The 16,428-nt window shown below is 75.1% G+C and carries 14 protein-coding genes and 1 pseudogene; 4 read left to right on the top strand and 11 right to left on the bottom strand.

Going from position 1 to position 16,428, the window contains the following annotated elements:
• Positions 1-10 precede the first annotated feature (10 nt).
• Complete coding sequence (locus IEY96_RS12585) at positions 11-3,034, bottom strand: bifunctional [glutamine synthetase] adenylyltransferase/[glutamine synthetase]-adenylyl-L-tyrosine phosphorylase (protein WP_189194998.1); 3,024 nt, start codon at positions 3,032-3,034, stop codon at positions 11-13.
• A gap of 1 nt (position 3,035) precedes the next feature.
• A complete protein-coding gene (locus IEY96_RS12580; RefSeq protein ID WP_189194997.1) occupies positions 3,036-3,806 on the bottom strand; it encodes a type 1 glutamine amidotransferase in 771 nt (256 codons plus the stop codon).
• Positions 3,807-3,871: 65 nt separating this feature from the next.
• Here IEY96_RS12580 and IEY96_RS12575 point away from each other — a divergent pair, with 65 nt between their 5' ends.
• The gene (locus tag IEY96_RS12575; protein ID WP_189194996.1) at positions 3,872-4,801 is read left to right on the top strand and encodes a S66 peptidase family protein; all 930 of its coding nucleotides are present in this window, start codon (positions 3,872-3,874) and stop codon (positions 4,799-4,801) included.
• 82 nt (positions 4,802-4,883) lie between these two features.
• On the opposite strand, the gene IEY96_RS12570 is transcribed toward IEY96_RS12575, so the two are convergent.
• Entirely contained in the window at positions 4,884-5,768 is an 885-nt protein-coding gene (locus IEY96_RS12570; protein WP_189194995.1) for a Vgb family protein, read from the bottom strand.
• A 180-nt stretch (positions 5,769-5,948) separates the two neighbouring features.
• Here IEY96_RS12570 and IEY96_RS12565 point away from each other — a divergent pair, with 180 nt between their 5' ends.
• Positions 5,949-6,413 (top strand): hypothetical protein, encoded by a 465-nt coding sequence (locus IEY96_RS12565; protein WP_189194994.1) that lies wholly within the window; start codon positions 5,949-5,951, stop codon positions 6,411-6,413.
• A gap of 130 nt (positions 6,414-6,543) precedes the next feature.
• Here the strand turns inward: IEY96_RS12565 and IEY96_RS12560 are convergent, their stop codons facing one another.
• The 4 genes from IEY96_RS12560 to glnA form a co-directional block, all read right to left on the bottom strand.
• Complete coding sequence (locus tag IEY96_RS12560; protein ID WP_189194993.1) at positions 6,544-6,915, bottom strand: VOC family protein; 372 nt, start codon at positions 6,913-6,915, stop codon at positions 6,544-6,546.
• Positions 6,916-7,095: 180 nt separating this feature from the next.
• The gene (locus tag IEY96_RS12555) at positions 7,096-7,788 is read right to left on the bottom strand and encodes a helix-turn-helix transcriptional regulator (RefSeq protein WP_189194992.1); all 693 of its coding nucleotides are present in this window, start codon (positions 7,786-7,788) and stop codon (positions 7,096-7,098) included.
• Positions 7,789-7,820: 32 nt separating this feature from the next.
• The gene (locus IEY96_RS12550) at positions 7,821-8,246 is read right to left on the bottom strand and encodes a DUF350 domain-containing protein (protein ID WP_189194991.1); all 426 of its coding nucleotides are present in this window, start codon (positions 8,244-8,246) and stop codon (positions 7,821-7,823) included.
• Positions 8,247-8,328: 82 nt separating this feature from the next.
• A complete protein-coding gene (glnA, locus tag IEY96_RS12545) occupies positions 8,329-9,678 on the bottom strand; it encodes a type I glutamate--ammonia ligase (protein WP_189194990.1) in 1,350 nt (449 codons plus the stop codon).
• Positions 9,679-9,829: 151 nt separating this feature from the next.
• Here glnA and IEY96_RS12540 point away from each other — a divergent pair, with 151 nt between their 5' ends.
• Entirely contained in the window at positions 9,830-11,590 is a 1,761-nt protein-coding gene (locus IEY96_RS12540; protein ID WP_189194989.1) for an NAD+ synthase, read from the top strand.
• Between the two features lie 136 nt (positions 11,591-11,726).
• Complete coding sequence (panB, locus tag IEY96_RS12535) at positions 11,727-12,572, top strand: 3-methyl-2-oxobutanoate hydroxymethyltransferase (RefSeq protein ID WP_189194988.1); 846 nt, start codon at positions 11,727-11,729, stop codon at positions 12,570-12,572.
• Positions 12,573-12,617: 45 nt separating this feature from the next.
• Here panB and IEY96_RS12530 read toward each other — a convergent pair whose 3' ends face one another.
• From IEY96_RS12530 to IEY96_RS33475, 4 genes and pseudogenes are all read right to left on the bottom strand, one after another.
• Positions 12,618-13,061, bottom strand: a complete 444-nt coding sequence (locus IEY96_RS12530) for a VOC family protein (RefSeq protein ID WP_189194987.1) — start codon at positions 13,059-13,061, stop codon at positions 12,618-12,620.
• Between the two features lie 28 nt (positions 13,062-13,089).
• Positions 13,090-13,788, bottom strand: a complete 699-nt coding sequence (npdG, locus tag IEY96_RS12525) for an NADPH-dependent F420 reductase (protein WP_189194986.1) — start codon at positions 13,786-13,788, stop codon at positions 13,090-13,092.
• 73 nt (positions 13,789-13,861) lie between these two features.
• Complete coding sequence (locus IEY96_RS12520) at positions 13,862-15,298, bottom strand: RNB domain-containing ribonuclease (RefSeq protein WP_189194985.1); 1,437 nt, start codon at positions 15,296-15,298, stop codon at positions 13,862-13,864.
• 524 nt (positions 15,299-15,822) lie between these two features.
• Positions 15,823-16,389 (bottom strand): annotated as a pseudogene (locus IEY96_RS33475) (histone); the annotation flags it as partial.
• Positions 16,390-16,428: the final 39 nt, after the last annotated feature.

The following is a 16,428-nucleotide window of genomic DNA, read 5'->3' as shown; positions in this document are numbered from 1 at the left end:
GGGCGGGCGGTCAGGCGGGGGCGTCGAGCACCCGCTCCATGGCCGCCCGGGAGCGGCGGCCGGCGCGCAGGTACTCGTCGAGGAACTCGCCCGGGTCGTCGCCGCCGAGCAGCCGCACCACGCCGGCCAGCTCCACCCCGTGCCGGGGCAGCTGGTCACCGGCCCGGCCACGGACCAGCATCAGCGCGTTGCGGACCTGGGCCGCCAGCGTCCAGCCGGCCGCCATCTCGGCCGCGTCCTCGGGGTCGACCAGCCCGGCGTCCCGGGCCGCGGCGAGGGCGTCGAGGGTACGCGTGCCGCGCAGCGCGGGCAGCCGGCCGGCGTGCCGGAGCTGGAGCAGCTGCACGGCCCACTCCACGTCGGCGAGCCCGCCCCGGCCCAGCTTCGTGTGGGTGGCCGGGTCGGCGCCCCGGGGCAGCCGCTCGGTCTCCACCCGGGCCTTGATCCGGCGGATCTCCACCACCTGCTCGCGGGTCAGCCCGTCGGCCGGGTACCGCACCGGGTCGACCAGCGCCTCGAACTCGGCGCCCAGGTCGGCGTCGCCGCAGACGAACCGGGCCCGCAGCAGCGCCTGCGCCTCCCACACCTTCGACCAGCGGGCGTAGTACTGGGCGTACGCGGCGAGGCTGCGTACCAGCGGGCCCTGCCGGCCCTCGGGGCGCAGGTCGGCGTCGACCCCGAGCGGCGGGTCGGGGGCCGGCGCGGAGAGCAGCCGGCGCAGCTCCTCGGCGACGGCGTGCGCGGCGGCACCGGCGACCCGCTCGTCCGCGCCGGGCGGCGGGTCGTAGACGAAGAGCACGTCGGCGTCGGAGAGGTAGTTCGACTCGCGCCCGCCGAGCCGGCCCATGCCGATCACCGCGAAGCGCAGGCCGGGCGGTCCGGGCTGGGCGGCCCGGGCCGTGCGCAGGGCGGCGGCCAGGGTGGCGTCGGCGACGTCGGAGAGGGCGACGCCCACCGCGCCGACGTCCGCCAGGGTGGGCACCCGCCCGCCGCCGTCCGCCGTCCGCGGGGTGAGCGGGGCGAGCGCGCCGGCCCGGCTGAGCACGTCGGCGCAGGCGAGCCGGACCAGTTCGCGGCGGCGCAGCGCGCGGACGGCGCGGGTGGCCTCGACGGGGTCGTCGTGCCGGGCCGCCGCGGCCGTGAAGCCCTCGCCGAGCACCTCGCGCGGGCGCGGGGTCAGCTCGGTGTCCTCGGCCAGCAGCCGCAACGCCTCCGGCTCGCGGGCCAGCAGGTCGGCGGCGTACCGGGAGGAGGAGAGCACCCGGGCCAGCCGGCGGGCCACCGGGCCGGAGTCGCGCAGCAGTCGCAGGTACCAGGGGGTGCTGCCGAGCTTGTCGGAGACCTGCCGGTAGTTGAGCAGCCCCCGGTCCGGCTCGGGCGCGTCGGCGAACTCGCTGAGCAGCACCGGCAGCAGGGTGCGCTGGATGGCGGCGGTGCGGCTCACCCCGCCGGTGAGCGCCTGGAGGTGACGCAGCGCCCCCGCCGGGTCGGCGAAGCCGAGGATCTCCAGCCGGTGCCGGGCCGCCTCCGGGGTGAGCCGCAGCCCCTCGGCCGGCACCCGGGCCACCGACTCCAGCAGCGGCCGGTAGAGCAGCTTGGCGTGCAGCCGGCGTACCTCGGTGGCGTGGGTGACCCACTCGGCGCGGAACTCCTCGACGGCGCTGCGGCCGGGGGCGGCCGCGTGGCCGAGCGCGGCGGCCAGCCAGCGCAGCGCGGCCGGCTCGGTCGGCACGGTGTGGGTGCGGCGCAGCCCCTGGAGCTGGAGCCGGTGCTCGACGCCGCGCAGGAAGCGGTAGCCGCGCAGCAGCGCCTCACCGTCGGCGCGGCCGACGTAGCCGCCGGCGACCAGGGCGCGCAGCGCGGGGATGGTGCCGGGCGCCCGCAGCGACTCGTCGCCCCGGCCGTGCACGAGCTGGAGCAGCTGGACGGCGAACTCGATGTCGCGCAGCCCGCCCGGACCGCGCTTGATCTCGCGTTCCAGCTCCTTCGGCGGGATGTTGTCGATGATCTTCCGGCGCATCGCCCGGACGTCCTCGACCGCCTCCGGCCGCTCGGCGGCGGTCCAGACCAGCGGGGCGAGCGCGTCGATCCACTCCCGGGCCAGCGCCAGGTCACCGGCCGCCGGCCGGGCCTTGAGCAGCGCCTGGAACTCCCAGGTGCGAGCCCAGCGGCGGTAGTAGGCCAGGTGGCTGGCGAGGGTGCGGACCAGCGGCCCCCGGTTGCCCTCGGGACGCAGCGCGGCGTCGACCGGCCAGGCGACCAGCCCGCAGACGTGGATCAGCCGGGTGGCCACCTGGGTGGCGGCCGCCAGGTCCTCGTCGCCGGCGGCCACGAAGATCACGTCCACGTCGGAGACGTAGTTGAGCTCGCCGCCACCGCACTTGCCCATGGCCACCACGGCCAGCCGGGGTCGGGGGGTGCCCTCCGGCAGCTCGTCCACGGCGATGTCGTAGGCGGCGGCCAGGGTGGCGTCGGCGAGCCCGGAGAGCGCCGCCATGGTCTGCTCCAGGCCACGTCCGCCGGTCAGGTCGGCCGCCGCGATCCGCAGCAACGCCAACCGGTACGCCTGCCGCACCAGCGGGATCGGGCCGGCGGCGGCGGTCAGCGGGGCGGCGGCGGCCAGGTCGAGCCGGCCGTCGGCGCGGGGCGCGAGCCCGTCCGGTTCGGTGGCCAGCACGGTCCACTGCCGCGGGTTGGCCACCAGGTGGTCGCCGAGCGCCGAGGAGGCGCCGAGGACCGCGACCAGGCGGCGGCGCAGCCCCGGGTCGGCGGCGAGCGCCTCCAGCACCTCCGGCTTCTCACCGGTACGCCGTTCCGCCTCGACGAGGCGGTGCAGCTGGCGCAGCGCCAGGTCCGGGTCGGCGGCCCGGGACAGCGCGGCGAGCAGCTCGCCGGCCGCCTCGTCGGCGGGTTCCTGTTCCTCGGTACGCCACAACCCGAGCCCGTCCGGACCGAGCACGTCGGCCGCGCGCGCCCCGCCGTCGGTCTCGGCGAAGCCGTAGCGGGCCAGGCGTCCCCGGGTGGGTCGGGTCATCTCAGTGCCCGAGCAGCGGCAGGCTGGGGCGGGGGGTGGCGGCGTCGTCCAGCTCGCCGAGGGCGAGGGCGGCGAACCGGATGGCGAACGGCTGCCAGACCTCCTCCACGTCGGCCATCACCCGGTCGCAGGCGGCCACCACCAGCTCCGGGTCGTAGCCCAGCTCGGCCATCAGCTCGGAGTCGCGGGCCCAGTCGGCGATCATCGCGGTGTCGCACTCGATGTGGAACTGGAGCCCCCAGGCCCGGTCGCCGAGGCGGAACGCCTGGTTCGGGTAGCGGGTCGAGGCGGCCAGCAGGGTTGCCCCGTGCGGCAGCTCGGTGATCTCGTCGGAGTGCCACTGGAGCACGTCCGGCATCAGCGGCACGTACCGGAAGAGCGGGTCGGTGTCGGCGGCGTCCCGCTTGCCGACCACCGCGGGCCCGACCTCGGGCCCGGACGGGCTGCGCTCGACCTGCCCGGCGTGGGCGGCAGCCAGCAGCTGCCCGCCGAGGCAGACGCCGAGGGTGGGGACCCGCTGCCGGACCGCCTTGCGCAGCAGCCCCTCCAGCGCCGGGAACCAGGGCGCGCCCGGGGTGCCGTCGGCCTGCGGGTAGGCCTGCTGCTCGCCCCCGAGCACCACGAGCGCGACGTACCCGTCGAGGTCGGCGGGGAGCTCGTCGCCGGCGTGCGGGCGCAGGACCCACAGGTCCAGGCCCCCCTCGGTGAGCCACTCCCCCAGGCGGCGGAGGTCGTCGGTCGGGTCGTTCTCGATCACCAGCGCGGTCGCCACGACGTCGAGGCTATCCGGTGCGCCCGACCACGGTCGGTCCGGCTCGGCCGCACTAGGCTCCCGTCGTGCCCACCGACGACTGCCTGCGCCCACCGGTCCTGCGCCCCGGCGACCAGGTGATGCTGGTCTCGCCCTCCGGCCCGACCCGCCCGGAGCGGGTGGCCCGCGGCATCGAACTGCTCACCGGCTGGGGGCTGCGGCCGGTGCCCGCGCCGCACACATACGCCCGCCAGGGCTACCTGGCCGGCGCCGACGAGCTGCGGGCCGCCGACCTGAACACCGCGTTCGCCGACCCGGAGATCCGCGGGGTGATCTGCACCCGGGGCGGTTACGGCGCGCAGCGGGTGGTGGACCTCGTCGACATGGCGGCGGTCCGCCGCGACCCGAAGGTGGTGGCCGGCTTCTCCGACATCACGGCGTTGCAGTTCGCGCTCTGGCGGGGCGCCCGGCTGGCCGGCGTGCACGGCCCCGGCGCGGCGTGGCGGGACGACCGCACCCCGCCACGCTCGGCGGAGTCGCTGCACGCCGCGCTGATGACCACCGAGCCGGTGACCGTCGAGGCGGTGAAGGAGGAGGAGACGTACCCGGTCCGGGTGCCCGGCCGGGCGGAGGGGCGGCTGCTCGGCGGCAACCTGTGCCTGATCACCGCGTCCATCGGCACCCCGGACATGCCCGACCTGACCGGGGCGGTGCTGCTCGTCGAGGAGGTGCAGGAGCCGCCGTACAAGGTCGACCGGATGCTCACCCACCTGCGCCGCTGCGGCGCCCTGGACGGGATCGCCGGGGTCGCGGTGGGCCAGTTCACCGAGTGCGCCGACGGCTGGGACACCACGATCACGGACGTGCTCACCGACCGCCTGGGCGACCTGGGCGTCCCCGTCCTCGGCGGCCTCCCGATCGGCCACGGCCCCGACCAGCTGACGGTCCCGGTAGGCACCCCCGCCGTCCTCGACGCCACCACCGGCACCCTGACGGTCACCCCCGCGGTCCACTGACCCCCGACGTCTCCCGCGTCGATCATGAGGTTGGCGGCAGGGTGCAGACCCACGACTGCCGCCAGCCTCATGATCAGCGGAGTCAGGGGGTGAGGTGTGCGACCGCGCCGGTCTCCAGGGCGATCCAGACCGTGCCGTCGGGGGTCACCGTCAGGCCGTGGGGTTCCGACCCGGGGGTGGGCAGGTCGTGTGCGGTGATCTGGCCGGCCTTGTCGATGTGGCCGATGCGGTTGGCGGCCCACTCGGTGAACCAGCAGCCGCCGGCCGGGTCGGCCACGATGGCGTGCGGGCGGGCCGTGCGGTCGGGCAGCGGGAACTCGTCGATCCGGCCGTCCGGGGTGATCCGGCCGAGCTGACCGGCGGCGATCTCGACGAACCAGAGCGCGCCGTCGCCGCCCAGGGTGATGCCGACCGGCCCGGCGGCCTCCGTGGGCAGGGCGTGCAGGGTCACCTGGCCGTCCAGTGCGACCCGGGCGATCGCGTTCGCCTGGTTGAGGGTGAGCCAGAGCGCGCCGTCCGGCCCCGCGGCCAGCATCGACGGGAAGCCCTTCGCGACCGGCAACGGGAAGGTGGTGACCGCCCCGTCGACGGTGACCCGGCCGACGGTGTCGTCGCCCATCCCGGCGTACCAGAGGGCGCCGTCCGGGCCGACGGCGAGGCCGCACGGCGCGGTCCCCGGCGGGAGCGCGACCGAGCTGGTCTGCCCGTCGACGGTGATCCGGCCCAGCCGGTGGTCGCCGGAGCGGGTGTACCAGAGCGCGCCGTCCGGGCCGGTGGTGATGATCAGCGGGCGGCTCTCCGCCGGGTCCGCCAGGTACGTCCGCACCTCGCCGTCCGGCCCGACCCGGGCCACGCCACCCGTGCCGGCCAGCGTCAGCCAGAGCGCGCCGTCCGGGCCGGCGGTGATCCCGTACGGCCCCGAGCCCGGTTCGGACAGCTCGATCTCGCGGATGGAGGGGTTCGTCATGCGGCTTCGCCTTCCGTCGGTGACCGGCCCACCCTGCCGCCCGCCGCATGCCCCGGCAACTGGTTTGTCCCGGTTCTCCGGGGCGATTGCCAGCGCGCTGACAGGTTCGCCACGGGTCACACCCAGCTACGCCGGTCACTGTCGGTGACGTCATCGCACCACCACCCAGAGGAGAACCGCATGATCCGCAGGATGTCGAAGAAGCACCTGCTGGCCGGCCTGGCCACCGCAGGGGTGCTCGGCGTCGGGATCGCCGCCCCGACGGTGGCGCTCGCCGACGACAAGAGCCCGAGCCCGGCCCCGAGCGCCAGCACGAGCACCGACCAGAACAGCGACCGGCAGCAGCAGCGGGCCGACCGGCAGGCCGAGTTCGCCGAGGCGCTCGCCAAGGAGCTGGGCGTCCCGACCGACAAGGTCACCGCGGCGCTGGAGAAGCTGCGCGAGCAGCGTCAGGCCGACCGGCCCGAGCGGCCGTCGACCGAGGACCGGCAGGCCGCGCTGAAGGACCGGCTGGACCAGGCCGTCAAGGACGGCAAGCTCACCCAGGAGCAGGCCGACGCGGTGCTGAAGGCCGCCGAGGCCGGGGTCTTCCCGGGCCCGGGCGGCCACGGCCACCGCGGCGGCGGCGACCGGCCCGGCAGCTGACCCGGGTGGCCCCGCCGCCCCCGCACCGGCCGCACCTCCCTCCCGGCCGGCACCGGCGGGGCCACCCATCGAACGCGGCGCTCCGGGTGCGTGTGGTGTCGCCCCGACGACAACACACGCACCCAGACGCTCATCCGGCGGCGGGCGGCGTGAAGACGCCGATGTGGTTGCCCGACGGGTCGACCAGGTGGGCGAAGGTCAGCCCGCTCGGCGCGGTACGCAGCGGCACCAGGATCTTTCCCCCGGCCGCCTCGGCCCGCCGGCAGGTCTCCGCCACGTCGGTGACCTCCGCGTAGAAGATCGCGTAGTTCGGGGAGTCGCCGTTGGTGGCGCGGATGGCGCCCCCGATCCCCTGCTCCCCACCGGCCGTCGTCTGCCGGTACGACGCCCCCGGGCCGCCCTGCTCCTCGAAGGTCCAGCCGAACAGGTCGGCGTAGAAGCGCTCCACCTCCGCCGGGCGGTCGGAGCCGATCTCGAACCAGGTGACGGGCGTGCTGGACATGCTTCCTCCTGTGGCTCGCGCCGGCCGGTCGGCCGGCGTCAGGAGTCAGCCTCGGGGAGGTCCGCGACACCGTCCTGTCGGTGTTTCGCCACGAATTCCAGCCGGGCGGCGTCGGCGTGGCCGAGCGTGCCGGACCGCCCCGGACCCGCTGGGACCACCCGCGGGCTCGGCGTCGGGATCTCAGACCAGGCTCAGTGGACGGACCCGGCCCGCGGGGATGTCCAGATCCTCGGGACGCAGCTCCCGGGTCACCGCCTCGGCGAGCGGGTGCACCGAGTCGATCCGGTCGGTGCGGAAGCAGCGCACGCCGTCGCGCAGCCGGCACCAGGCGACCAGGTACCAGTGCGTCGGGTTGCCCAGGTAGGCCAGCGGCTCCACGTCCCGCGCCGAGACCGCGCCGGAGCGGTCGGCGTACCGCAGGCGGAGCACGCGGCGGGCGGAGACCGCGTCGGCCACGGCGGCCGGGACGGGCGTGGCCGGCCCGCCGCCCATCAGGTGCACCCGGCCGGCCAGCCGGTGCGCCTCGGCGGCGTCGGCGGGTGGCATCACGGCGACCAGCTTGCGCAACGCGGCGCCGGCGGCCGGAGCGAACGGCGTGCCGCCCAGCCGGTGCAGCGCGACGGCCATGGCCACCGCCTCGCCCGGGGTCAGGTTGACCGGGGGCAGGGTGCGGGCCCGGTCGACCACGTAGCCACCGGTGCGGCCCGGCTCGGCCCAGATCGGCACCCCGGCGCCCTGCAACGCCGTGATGTCCCGCTCGATGGTGCGGGTGCTGACCTCGAAGCGCGCGGCCAGCCAGCGGGCGCTGCGCGGCCGCGGCGACACCGCCCGCAGCTCCTCCACGAGGGCGTAGAGACGGTCGGTGCGGTTCACGCCCGGAGGCTATGCCCGGGGTACGACAGGGCTCAGGCGATGCAGGCGCAGACGATCAGCGCGGCGCCGAAGTGGGTGGCCGCGCTGACCCGGGCCGCCGGGTGGGGCTCGTCGGCGCAGATGACCTCGCCCAGCTTGCCGGGGGTGAGCAGGTCCAGCACGAGGAAGGCCAACGCCATCACGAGCAGGCCGACCAGGCCGAAGATCACCGTGGAGGCCAGGCCCTTGCCGAAGTCGCTGTAGCTGGTGAGGATCGCCGTGAAGACGATGCCGGCGATGCCGACCTGGTTGGCGGCGAGCAGCAGCGCGGCGTTGCCGTTGCGGCGCACCCAGATCAGCTCCCGCAGCTTCCCCGGGGTGAGCAGGTCGACCAGCAGGAAGCCGGCGGCCATCAGCGCCACCCCGACGACCCCGAACACGATGCTCTGCCACGCCCCGTTGAGCAGGTCTCCCAGCACCGAACGCCCTCCCCGGCCTCGCCCGCCCGACGCGGTTGCCGGGGCGGTGCCGCAGACGATAGCGGCACCGCACCACCGTGATCTAGAGCGACAGGTAACGCTGCCGCTCGTAGGGGGTGACCTCGCGGCGGTACTGCTCCCACTCGGCGCGCTTGTTGCGCAGGAAGAAGTCGAAGACGTGCTCGCCGAGCACCTCGGCCACCAGCTCGGAGCCGGCCATCACGTCGATCGCCTCGGCCAGGTTCTCCGGCAGCGCCTCGTAGCCCATGGCGCGGCGCTCGGCGCTGCTCAGCGACCAGACGTCGTCCTCGGCGCCCGGCGGCAGCTCGTAGCCCTCCTCGATGCCCTTGAGGCCGGCACCGAGCATGACCGCGAAGGCCAGGTAGGGGTTGGTCGCCGAGTCCAGCGAGCGGACCTCGACCCGGGCCGAGTTCGGCTTGCCGTAGGCGGGCACCCGGACCAGCGCCGACCGGTTCAGGTGACCCCAGCAGACGTACGCCGGGCTCTCGGTGATCCGGTCCGGCAGCGCCAGCGGGAAGAGCCGCTTGTAGGAGTTGACCCACTGGTTGGTGACGGCCGTGTACTCCCGGGCGTGGGTGAGCAGGCCGGCGATGAACGACTTGGCCACCTTGGAGAGCTTCATCGGGTCGCCGGCGTCGTGGAACGCGTTGCGCTCCCCCTCGAACAGCGACAGGTGGGTGTGCATGCCGCTGCCCGGCTGGTCGGTGAAGGGCTTCGGCATGAAGCTGGCCTGCACGCCGGTGGAGAGCGCGACCTCCTTCACCACGTGGCGGAAGGTCATGATGTTGTCGGCGGTGGTCAGCGCGTCGGCGTAGCGCAGGTCGATCTCCTGCTGGCCGGGAGCCACCTCGTGGTGGCTGAACTCCACCGAGATGCCGATCCGCTCCAGCGCCAGCACCGCCTGCCGGCGGAAGTCGCGGGCCACCGCGTGGGTGGTGTGCTCGAAGTAGCCGCCGGTGTCCACCGGGGTGGGCAGCGAGCCGTCCTGCGAGCCGTTCTCCAGCAGGAAGAACTCGATCTCGGGGTGGGTGTAGAAGGTGAAGCCCTTCTCGGCCGCCTTGGACAGCGCCCGGCGCAGCACGTGCCGCGGGTCGGCCCAGGACGGGCTGCCGTCGGGGAGCAGGATGTCGCAGAACATCCGGGCGCTCTCGCCGCTGACCCCGCCCTCGAACGGGAAGACCTGGAAGGTCGTCGGGTCGGGCATGGCCACCATGTCGGACTCGAACACCCGGGCGAAGCCCTCGATGGCCGAGCCGTCGAAGCCGATGCCCTCCTCGAAGGCCGCCTCCAGCTCCGCCGGGGCCACCGACACGCTCTTGAGCGTGCCGAGCACGTCGGTGAACCACAGCCGGACGAACCGGATGTCCCGCTCTTCCAGCGTACGGAGGACGAACTCCTGCTGACGGTCCACTTCCACCCCTCGTGACACGTACGTCCGCACCGGTCGGGCCGGCCCGGCCTGACCGCCCAGTCTCCACCGGGCTCGTTACGCCGACGTTACGCCCCCGGCGTCTCCCGCGTCCGGTCGGATTCGGCCCCTGCCGCTGGGGCAAGATGAGGGCATGCCCACCCTGCGTCTCGCCCTGTGCCAGGTCGACCCGACGGTCGGCGACATCGCCGGCAACGCCGACCTGGTCCGCGCCTGGACCCGGAAGGCCGCCGACGCCGGGGCCCAGCTCGTCCTCTTCCCGGAGCTGATGCTGACCGGCTACCCGGTCGAGGACCTGGTCTTCCGCCGGTCCTTCGTCGCCGCCTCGCGGGCCGCGCTGCACCGGCTCGCCGCCGACCTGGCCGCCGACGGCCTGGGTGACCTGCCGGTCCTGGTGGGCTATCTCGACGCGGACGGCCCGCCGCAGGTCAGCGCCGACGCCGAGCCGGGCAGGGGGGCCCGCAACGCGGCCGCGCTGCTGCACGGCGGGGCGGTGGCGGCCACCTACTTCAAGCACCACCTGCCCAACTACGGCGTCTTCGACGAGGACCGCTACTTCGTCTCCGGCGACGCGCTGACCGTGGTCCGGATCGGCGGGGTGGACGTCGCGCTCACCATCTGCGAGGACCTCTGGCAGGCCGGCGGCCCGTTCGCCGTGGCCCGGCAGGCCGGCGTCGGGCTGGTGCTCAACATCAACGGGTCGCCGTACGAGCTGAACAAGGACGACATCCGGCTGCCGCTGGTCCGCCGCCGGGCGGCCGAGGCGGGCGCCGCCATCGCGTACGTGAACATGGTCGGCGGCCAGGACGAGCTGGTCTACGACGGCGACTCGATGATCGTCGACGCGAACGGCACGCTGCTCGCCCGGGCGCCCCAGTTCGTCGAGCACCTGCTGGTGCACGACGTGGAGCTGCCGCCGGCCAAGGAGCCGGTCGACGGCGAGCAGGTGGCCGGCGGCATGCGCATCGTCCGGGCCAAGGTCAGCGACATCCTTCCCCCGGCTCCCGTGGGCGAGGTCGCGGTCGGCGGGATCATCGCGCCGGTCGCCGACGAGGCGGAGGTCTGGCAGGCGCTGGTGGTGGGCCTGCGCGACTACGTCAACAAGAACCGCTTCCCGTCGGTGGTGCTCGGCCTCTCCGGCGGCATCGACTCGGCGGTGGTGGCGGCCCTGGCCGTCGACGCGCTCGGCCCCGACCGGGTGGTCGGGGTGTCGCTGCCCAGCCAGCACTCCTCCGAGCACTCCCGCGCCGACGCCGAGGAGCTGGCCAAGCGCACCGGCCTCGACTTCCGGATCGAGCCGATCCAGCCCATGGTGGACACCTTCCTCGCCAACATGTCGCTCTCCGGGGTGACCGTGGAGAACCTCCAGGCCCGGGTCCGGGGCGTGATCCTCATGGCGCTGTCGAACCAGGAGGGCCACCTCGTCCTCACCACCGGCAACAAGAGCGAGCTGGCGGTCGGCTACTCCACCCTGTACGGCGACTCGGTGGGTGGCTACAACCCGGTCAAGGACGTCTGGAAGACGCTGATCTGGCGGCTGGCCAAGTGGCGCAACGCCGACGCCGAGCGGCGCGGCGAGACGCCCCCGATCCCGGAGAGCTCGATCGGCAAGCCGCCGTCGGCCGAGCTGAGCCCCGGCCAGCTCGACAGCGACAGCCTCCCGGAATACGACGTGCTCGACCCGATCCTGATCGGCTACGTCGACGGCGACCTGGGGCGGGAGGGCCTGGTCGCGTCCGGCCACGACCCGGCGATCGTGGACCGGGTGCTGCGGATGGTGGATACCGCCGAGTACAAGCGCCGGCAGTCCGCCCCCGGCACCAAGATCTCCATCAAGGCGTTCGGCCGCGACCGGCGGCTGCCGATCACCAACCGCTGGCGCGAGGACGGCTGACCCGGTCCCGGCGGCCGGCCGGCCGGCCGCCGGGAGTGAAATCCTCCACTCCGCCCTGCCCCCGGCCGGTGCCCCGGTGCGACGATCGCGGCGGAACCCGGGGACCGCGAACGCGGCCTCGAGGAAGGAGAGAGTCATGGTGGAGTCCACCCCGACCGAGGTGACCGCCCTCTACGGCGGGCCGGCCACCCGACGGGTCCGCACCCGCGACCTGATCGCCGCCAAGGAGCGCGGCGAGCGCTGGGCGATGCTCACCTCGTACGACCAGTACACCGCCTCGATCTTCGACCAGGCGGGGATTCCGGTGCTGCTGGTCGGCGACTCGGCGGCGAACAACGTGTTCGGCTACGAGACCACCCTGCCGGTTACCGCCGAGGAGCTGCTCCCCCTGGTCCGCGCGGTGGTCCGGGCGACCCGGCAGGCGCTGATCGTCGGTGACCTGCCCTTCGGCTCGTACGAGGAGGGCCCGACGCAGGCGCTGCGCACCGCGGTGCGGTTCATGAAGGAGGGCGGCTGCCACGCGGTGAAGCTGGAGGGCGGCCGGCGCTGCGCCGCCCAGATCGAGGCGATCGTCGGGGCGGGCATCCCGGTGATGGCGCACATCGGCTTCACCCCGCAGAGCGAGCACACCCTGGGCGGCTACCGGGTGCAGGGCCGGGGCGACACCGCCGAGGAGGTGATCGCCGACGCCCGGGCCGTGGCCGAGGCGGGCGCCTTCGCGGTGGTGCTGGAGATGGTGCCCGGTGAGGTGGCCAAGCGGATCACCGCCGAGCTGCGCATCCCCACCGTGGGCATCGGCGCCGGCCCGGACACCGACGGGCAGGTGCTGGTCTGGCAGGACATGGCCGGGCTGCGCACCGGCCGGGCGCCGCGCTTCGTCAAGCGCTACGCCGACCTGGCCGGCGCGCTGACCGACGCCACCCGCCGGTTCGCCGAGGAGGTGCGCGGCGGCGAGTTCCCCGCCGCCGAACACACCTTCTGACCGTACGCCGGGCGGCGCGGCTCCCGGCCGCGCCGCCCGCACGGGTCAGACCACACAGAACTCGTTGCCCTCCGGGTCGGCCAGCTGCGCGGAGTAGTAGCCGTCGTCGGGGTCGTCCATCGAGCCGAGCACCCGGGCGCCCAGCGCGGTGAGGCGGGCAACCTCGGCGTCCACCCGGGACCGCCGCTCGGCCAGCGGCACCGTGCGCCCGCCACCGACCTTCAGGTCGATGTGCAGCCGGTTCTTGATCGTCTTCGCCTCGGGGACCGGCTGGAACCAGATCCGCGGGCCCGCGCCGGTCGGGTCCTCCAGCCGGTCGAGGCAGTCGTCGTCGCCGAGTTCCTCGGGCGGGATGCCGACCGAGAGGTACCAGTCCCGCCAGGTCGGCTGCCCGTCGGGCGGCGGCTGCGGCCGGTAGCGCAGCGCCTCGGCCCAGAACGCGACGAGCCGTGACGGCTCCCGACAGTCGATCACCAGTTGCCATTCCATGCGGCGATGGTGCCGCACGGGTACGACGTCAGAGGTCGGTGACGCGGATGCCGGCGTGCGCCTTGTAGCGCTTGTTGATCGCGATGAGGTTGGCGGTGAACGCCTCGATCTGGTGGGCGTTGCGCAGCCGGCCGGCGTAGATGCCCCGCATCCCGGGGATCCGGGCGGCGAGCGCGGCCACCACGCCGACCAGTTCCCGGTCCTCGGTGCAGATCAGCACGTCCAGGTCGATCCGCTCGACCTCCGGGTCGGCCAGCAGCGGCGCGCTGACGTGGTTGAACGCGGCGCAGACCCGGGAGTCGGGCAGCAGCCCGGCGGCCTGCTGCACGGCGCTGCCCTCGGCCACGGTCAGCGCGTACGGGCCCTGCTTGTCGAAGCCCAGCGGGTTGACGCAGTCGATGACGATCTTGCCGGCGAGCGGGGCGGCCAGCGCCGCCACGATGGCGGCGTGTCCGTCCCACGGCACCGCGATGATCACCACGTCGCTGCGGCGGGCGACCTCGTCGTTGTCCGCGCCGGAGACCGTGGCGCCGGCCGGCACGCCGGGCAGGGCGGCGATCTCGGCGGCGGCCTGGGCGGCCCGGTCGGCGGCCCGGGAGCCGATCAGCACGGTCTGCCCGGCCCGGGCGAACCGGTAGGCGAGCCCCCGCCCCTGGTCGCCGGTGCCACCGATGATGCCGACGGTCAGCCCGGAGACGTCGGGCAGCGTGGTCGCGTCGTAAGCCATGCCGTCATCCTCGCAAAGGTCACCGCCCGGCAGCGCGGCCGGGCGCTGTGACAATCCCCGCGCTCGGCGTGCCTCACGCCCGCTCGAAGGCCACCTTGCGCTGGGCCGGGTCGGCGACGGTCAAGCGGACCCGGACGCGCTCGCCGAGCGGCAGGTCACCGGCGCAGCGGCCGCGCACCGGCGGCTCGTCGAGGGCGACGGTGCCGCCGGGCGGGCGGCCCGCCCGGCCGTTGCCCGCCGGCCGCGGCTCGTCCACGTCGAGCACCGCCGCCTCGAAGGTCTCCCCCACCCGGTGCGCCAGCAGCACCGCCTCGGCCAGCTCCACGGCGCCCCGGGTGGCCGCGGACGCGGTCCGGTCGGTCGTCGCCATCACCTCGGGCAGCTTCGGCAGCGCGGCGCGCACGTGCTCGGGCACCTCCCGGCCCTCGTGCAGGGCCAGGCAGACCTCGGTGGCGTACCGGTCGGCGAGCCGGCGCAGCGGCGCCGTCACGTGGGCGTACGCGGCGGCCACCCCGCCGTGCTCCGGCTGCTCGGGCGGCTCCCCGTCGAACGCCGTGTACGCGGCCCCGCGCATCAGCTCGGCGGCCTGGTCGACGAAGGCCGCCGCGCGGGGCTGCGAGGCGTCCAGCCCGGCGAGCACCGTGCCGACCGGGGTGCCGGCCGGCCAGGGCACGCCGAGCGGTCCGGCGGCCAGCCGCAACCGGTCGACCGCCTCCGGCCGGGGCGGCGGCATGGTGCGCAGCAGGCCGATCCGGCCGGCCAGCATGAGGTCGGCGGCGGCCATCCCGGTGAGCAGGGAGATCTGCGCGTTGTGCTCCTCCATCGGGCCGGGCCCGCGCAGCACCAGCCGCCAGCCGTCGCCGTCCGGCTCGACGTCCTGCTCGGGCAGCGGCAGGTTGATCGCGCCCCGGCGCAGCCCGCGGGCGGTGAGCAGGGCGCCGATCTCGGGCAGGAGGGCGATCGGCTCGGGCAGCCGGCCGGCGTCGGCGTCGCGCTGCACCCCGGAGTAGTCGAGCTTGGCCCGGCTGCGCACCCGGGCCCGCTCCAGCGTGACGGCGACCGTGCCGCCGTCGGCGTCGAGGTCGATGGTCCAGAGCACCGCCGCCCGGTCGGCGTCGGGCAGCAGGCTGGCCGCCCCCTCGCTGAGCGTGTGCGGGTGCAGCGGCACGTTCCCGTCGGGCAGGTAGACGGTCTGCCCCCGGCGCCAGGTCTCCGCCTCCAGCTCTCCGCCGGGGCGGACGTGGGTGAAGACGTCGGCGATCGCGTACCGGACGCGGTATCCGCCACCGGGCCGGCGGGCGAGGTGCATGGCCTGGTCGAGGTCGCGCGAGGTCGCCGGGTCGACGGTGACGAACGGGACGTCGGTCCGGTCGGCGACGGCCGGCAGCGGCGCGGCGGCGGCCGCGTCGGCCTCGCGCTGCGCCGCGGCCGGGAAGTCTTCGGGAAGTCCCAGCTCGCGGCGCAGCGCGCCGAAGTCGATGCGGGGCGCGAGTACGCGTCGGATCACCACGGGGTCAATCCTGACAGCGGTCCGCGTGATCCGCTCACCGGCACCGACGGCTCCGGGTCACGGCGCGGCGAGCTGGAGTTGGCGCCGGCGGGGCACCGGTCAGCGGTGGGCCCAGGACGTCAGCCGGCGGTCCGCCGGGTGCTCCCCGGCTTGGCCGTGGACCGCCCGGCCACGACCCGCGTGCCGGCCGGCTTCCGGGCGGCGGTGAGCCGCTTGTGGGTTCCCGTCGAGGTGCTCGTCCGGGCTTCGACGGGGCCGACGGACGACGCCGCGGAGGTGGCCTTGCGACCCGCCGACTTGCGGGCCGTGGCGGACGAGGTGCCGGTGGCCTTCCTGGCCGGCGCCTTCTTCGCCGCCGCCTTGCGGGCGCCGCCGCCCGGGCGGCTCACGGTGGCCTTGGCGGCGGTGGCCTTCTTCGCCGGGGCCTTCTTCGCGGGTGCCTTCTTCGCGGCGGTCTTCTTCGCGGCGGTCTTCTTCACCGCGGCGGTGGCCTTCTGCCCGGTGGAGGTGACCTTGCGGGCGGCGGTGGTCTTCTTCGCCGGGGCCTTCTTCGCCGCGGTGGTCTTCTTCGCCGCCGGCGCCGTGGTGGTCTTCCGCGCCAGCGCCTTCTTCGCGGCGGCGGTCTTCTTCGCGGCCGGAGCCTTCTTCGCGGCCGGAGCCTTCTTCGCGGCGACCGTGGTCTTCCTGGCCGGGGCCTTCTTCGCCGCGACCGTGGTCTTCCTGGCCGGAGCCTTCTTCGCCGCCGGAGCCTTCTTCGCCGCCGTCGTCTTCTTCGCGGCGGTGGTCTTCTTGGCGGGCGTGGTCTTCTTCGCCGCCGCGGTGGTCTTCTTGGTGGTGGCCTTCGTGGCGGGCGCCTTCTTGGCCGTCGTCTTGGTGGCCGGGGCCTTCTTGGCCGGCGCCTTCCGGGCGGCCGACACGACCTTCTTGGCGGCGGCCTTCCGGGCGACCCCCGTCTTCGCCGGTACCCGGCCGGCGCCGGCGCCCGAGGCGTTCGGGGCCGCCTTGGTGACGGTCGCCGTCCGGCCGGCGGTGGTCTTCTTCGCGGTCGTCCGTTTCGCGGCCGGGCGGGTGGCCTGCTGTGCTTCGGCCATCTCGGTTCCCTTTCCTGGGGACGTGCTCTCACCCTCGCG

Origin of the sequence: Micromonospora fulviviridis, assembly GCF_014648395.1 — a bacterium.
GTDB lineage: Bacteria > Actinomycetota > Actinomycetes > Mycobacteriales > Micromonosporaceae > Micromonospora > Micromonospora fulviviridis.
This window is presented reverse-complemented; position numbering and strand designations above follow the sequence as displayed.

Bases quoted from the DNA above. Each gene is read 5' to 3' on its own strand.
- IEY96_RS12585 (WP_189194998.1), bottom strand. From the start codon at position 3,034: ATGACCCGACCCACCCGGGGACGCCTGGCCCGCTACGGCTTCGCCGAG.
- IEY96_RS12570 (WP_189194995.1), bottom strand. From the start codon at position 5,768: ATGACGAACCCCTCCATCCGCGAGATCGAGCTGTCCGAACCGGGCTCG.
- IEY96_RS12565 (WP_189194994.1), top strand. From the start codon at position 5,949: ATGATCCGCAGGATGTCGAAGAAGCACCTGCTGGCCGGCCTGGCCACC.
- IEY96_RS12560 (WP_189194993.1), bottom strand. From the start codon at position 6,915: ATGTCCAGCACGCCCGTCACCTGGTTCGAGATCGGCTCCGACCGCCCG.
- IEY96_RS12540 (WP_189194989.1), top strand. From the start codon at position 9,830: ATGCCCACCCTGCGTCTCGCCCTGTGCCAGGTCGACCCGACGGTCGGC.
- panB (WP_189194988.1), top strand. From the start codon at position 11,727: ATGGTGGAGTCCACCCCGACCGAGGTGACCGCCCTCTACGGCGGGCCG.
- IEY96_RS12530 (WP_189194987.1), bottom strand. From the start codon at position 13,061: ATGGAATGGCAACTGGTGATCGACTGTCGGGAGCCGTCACGGCTCGTC.
- npdG (WP_189194986.1), bottom strand. From the start codon at position 13,788: ATGGCTTACGACGCGACCACGCTGCCCGACGTCTCCGGGCTGACCGTC.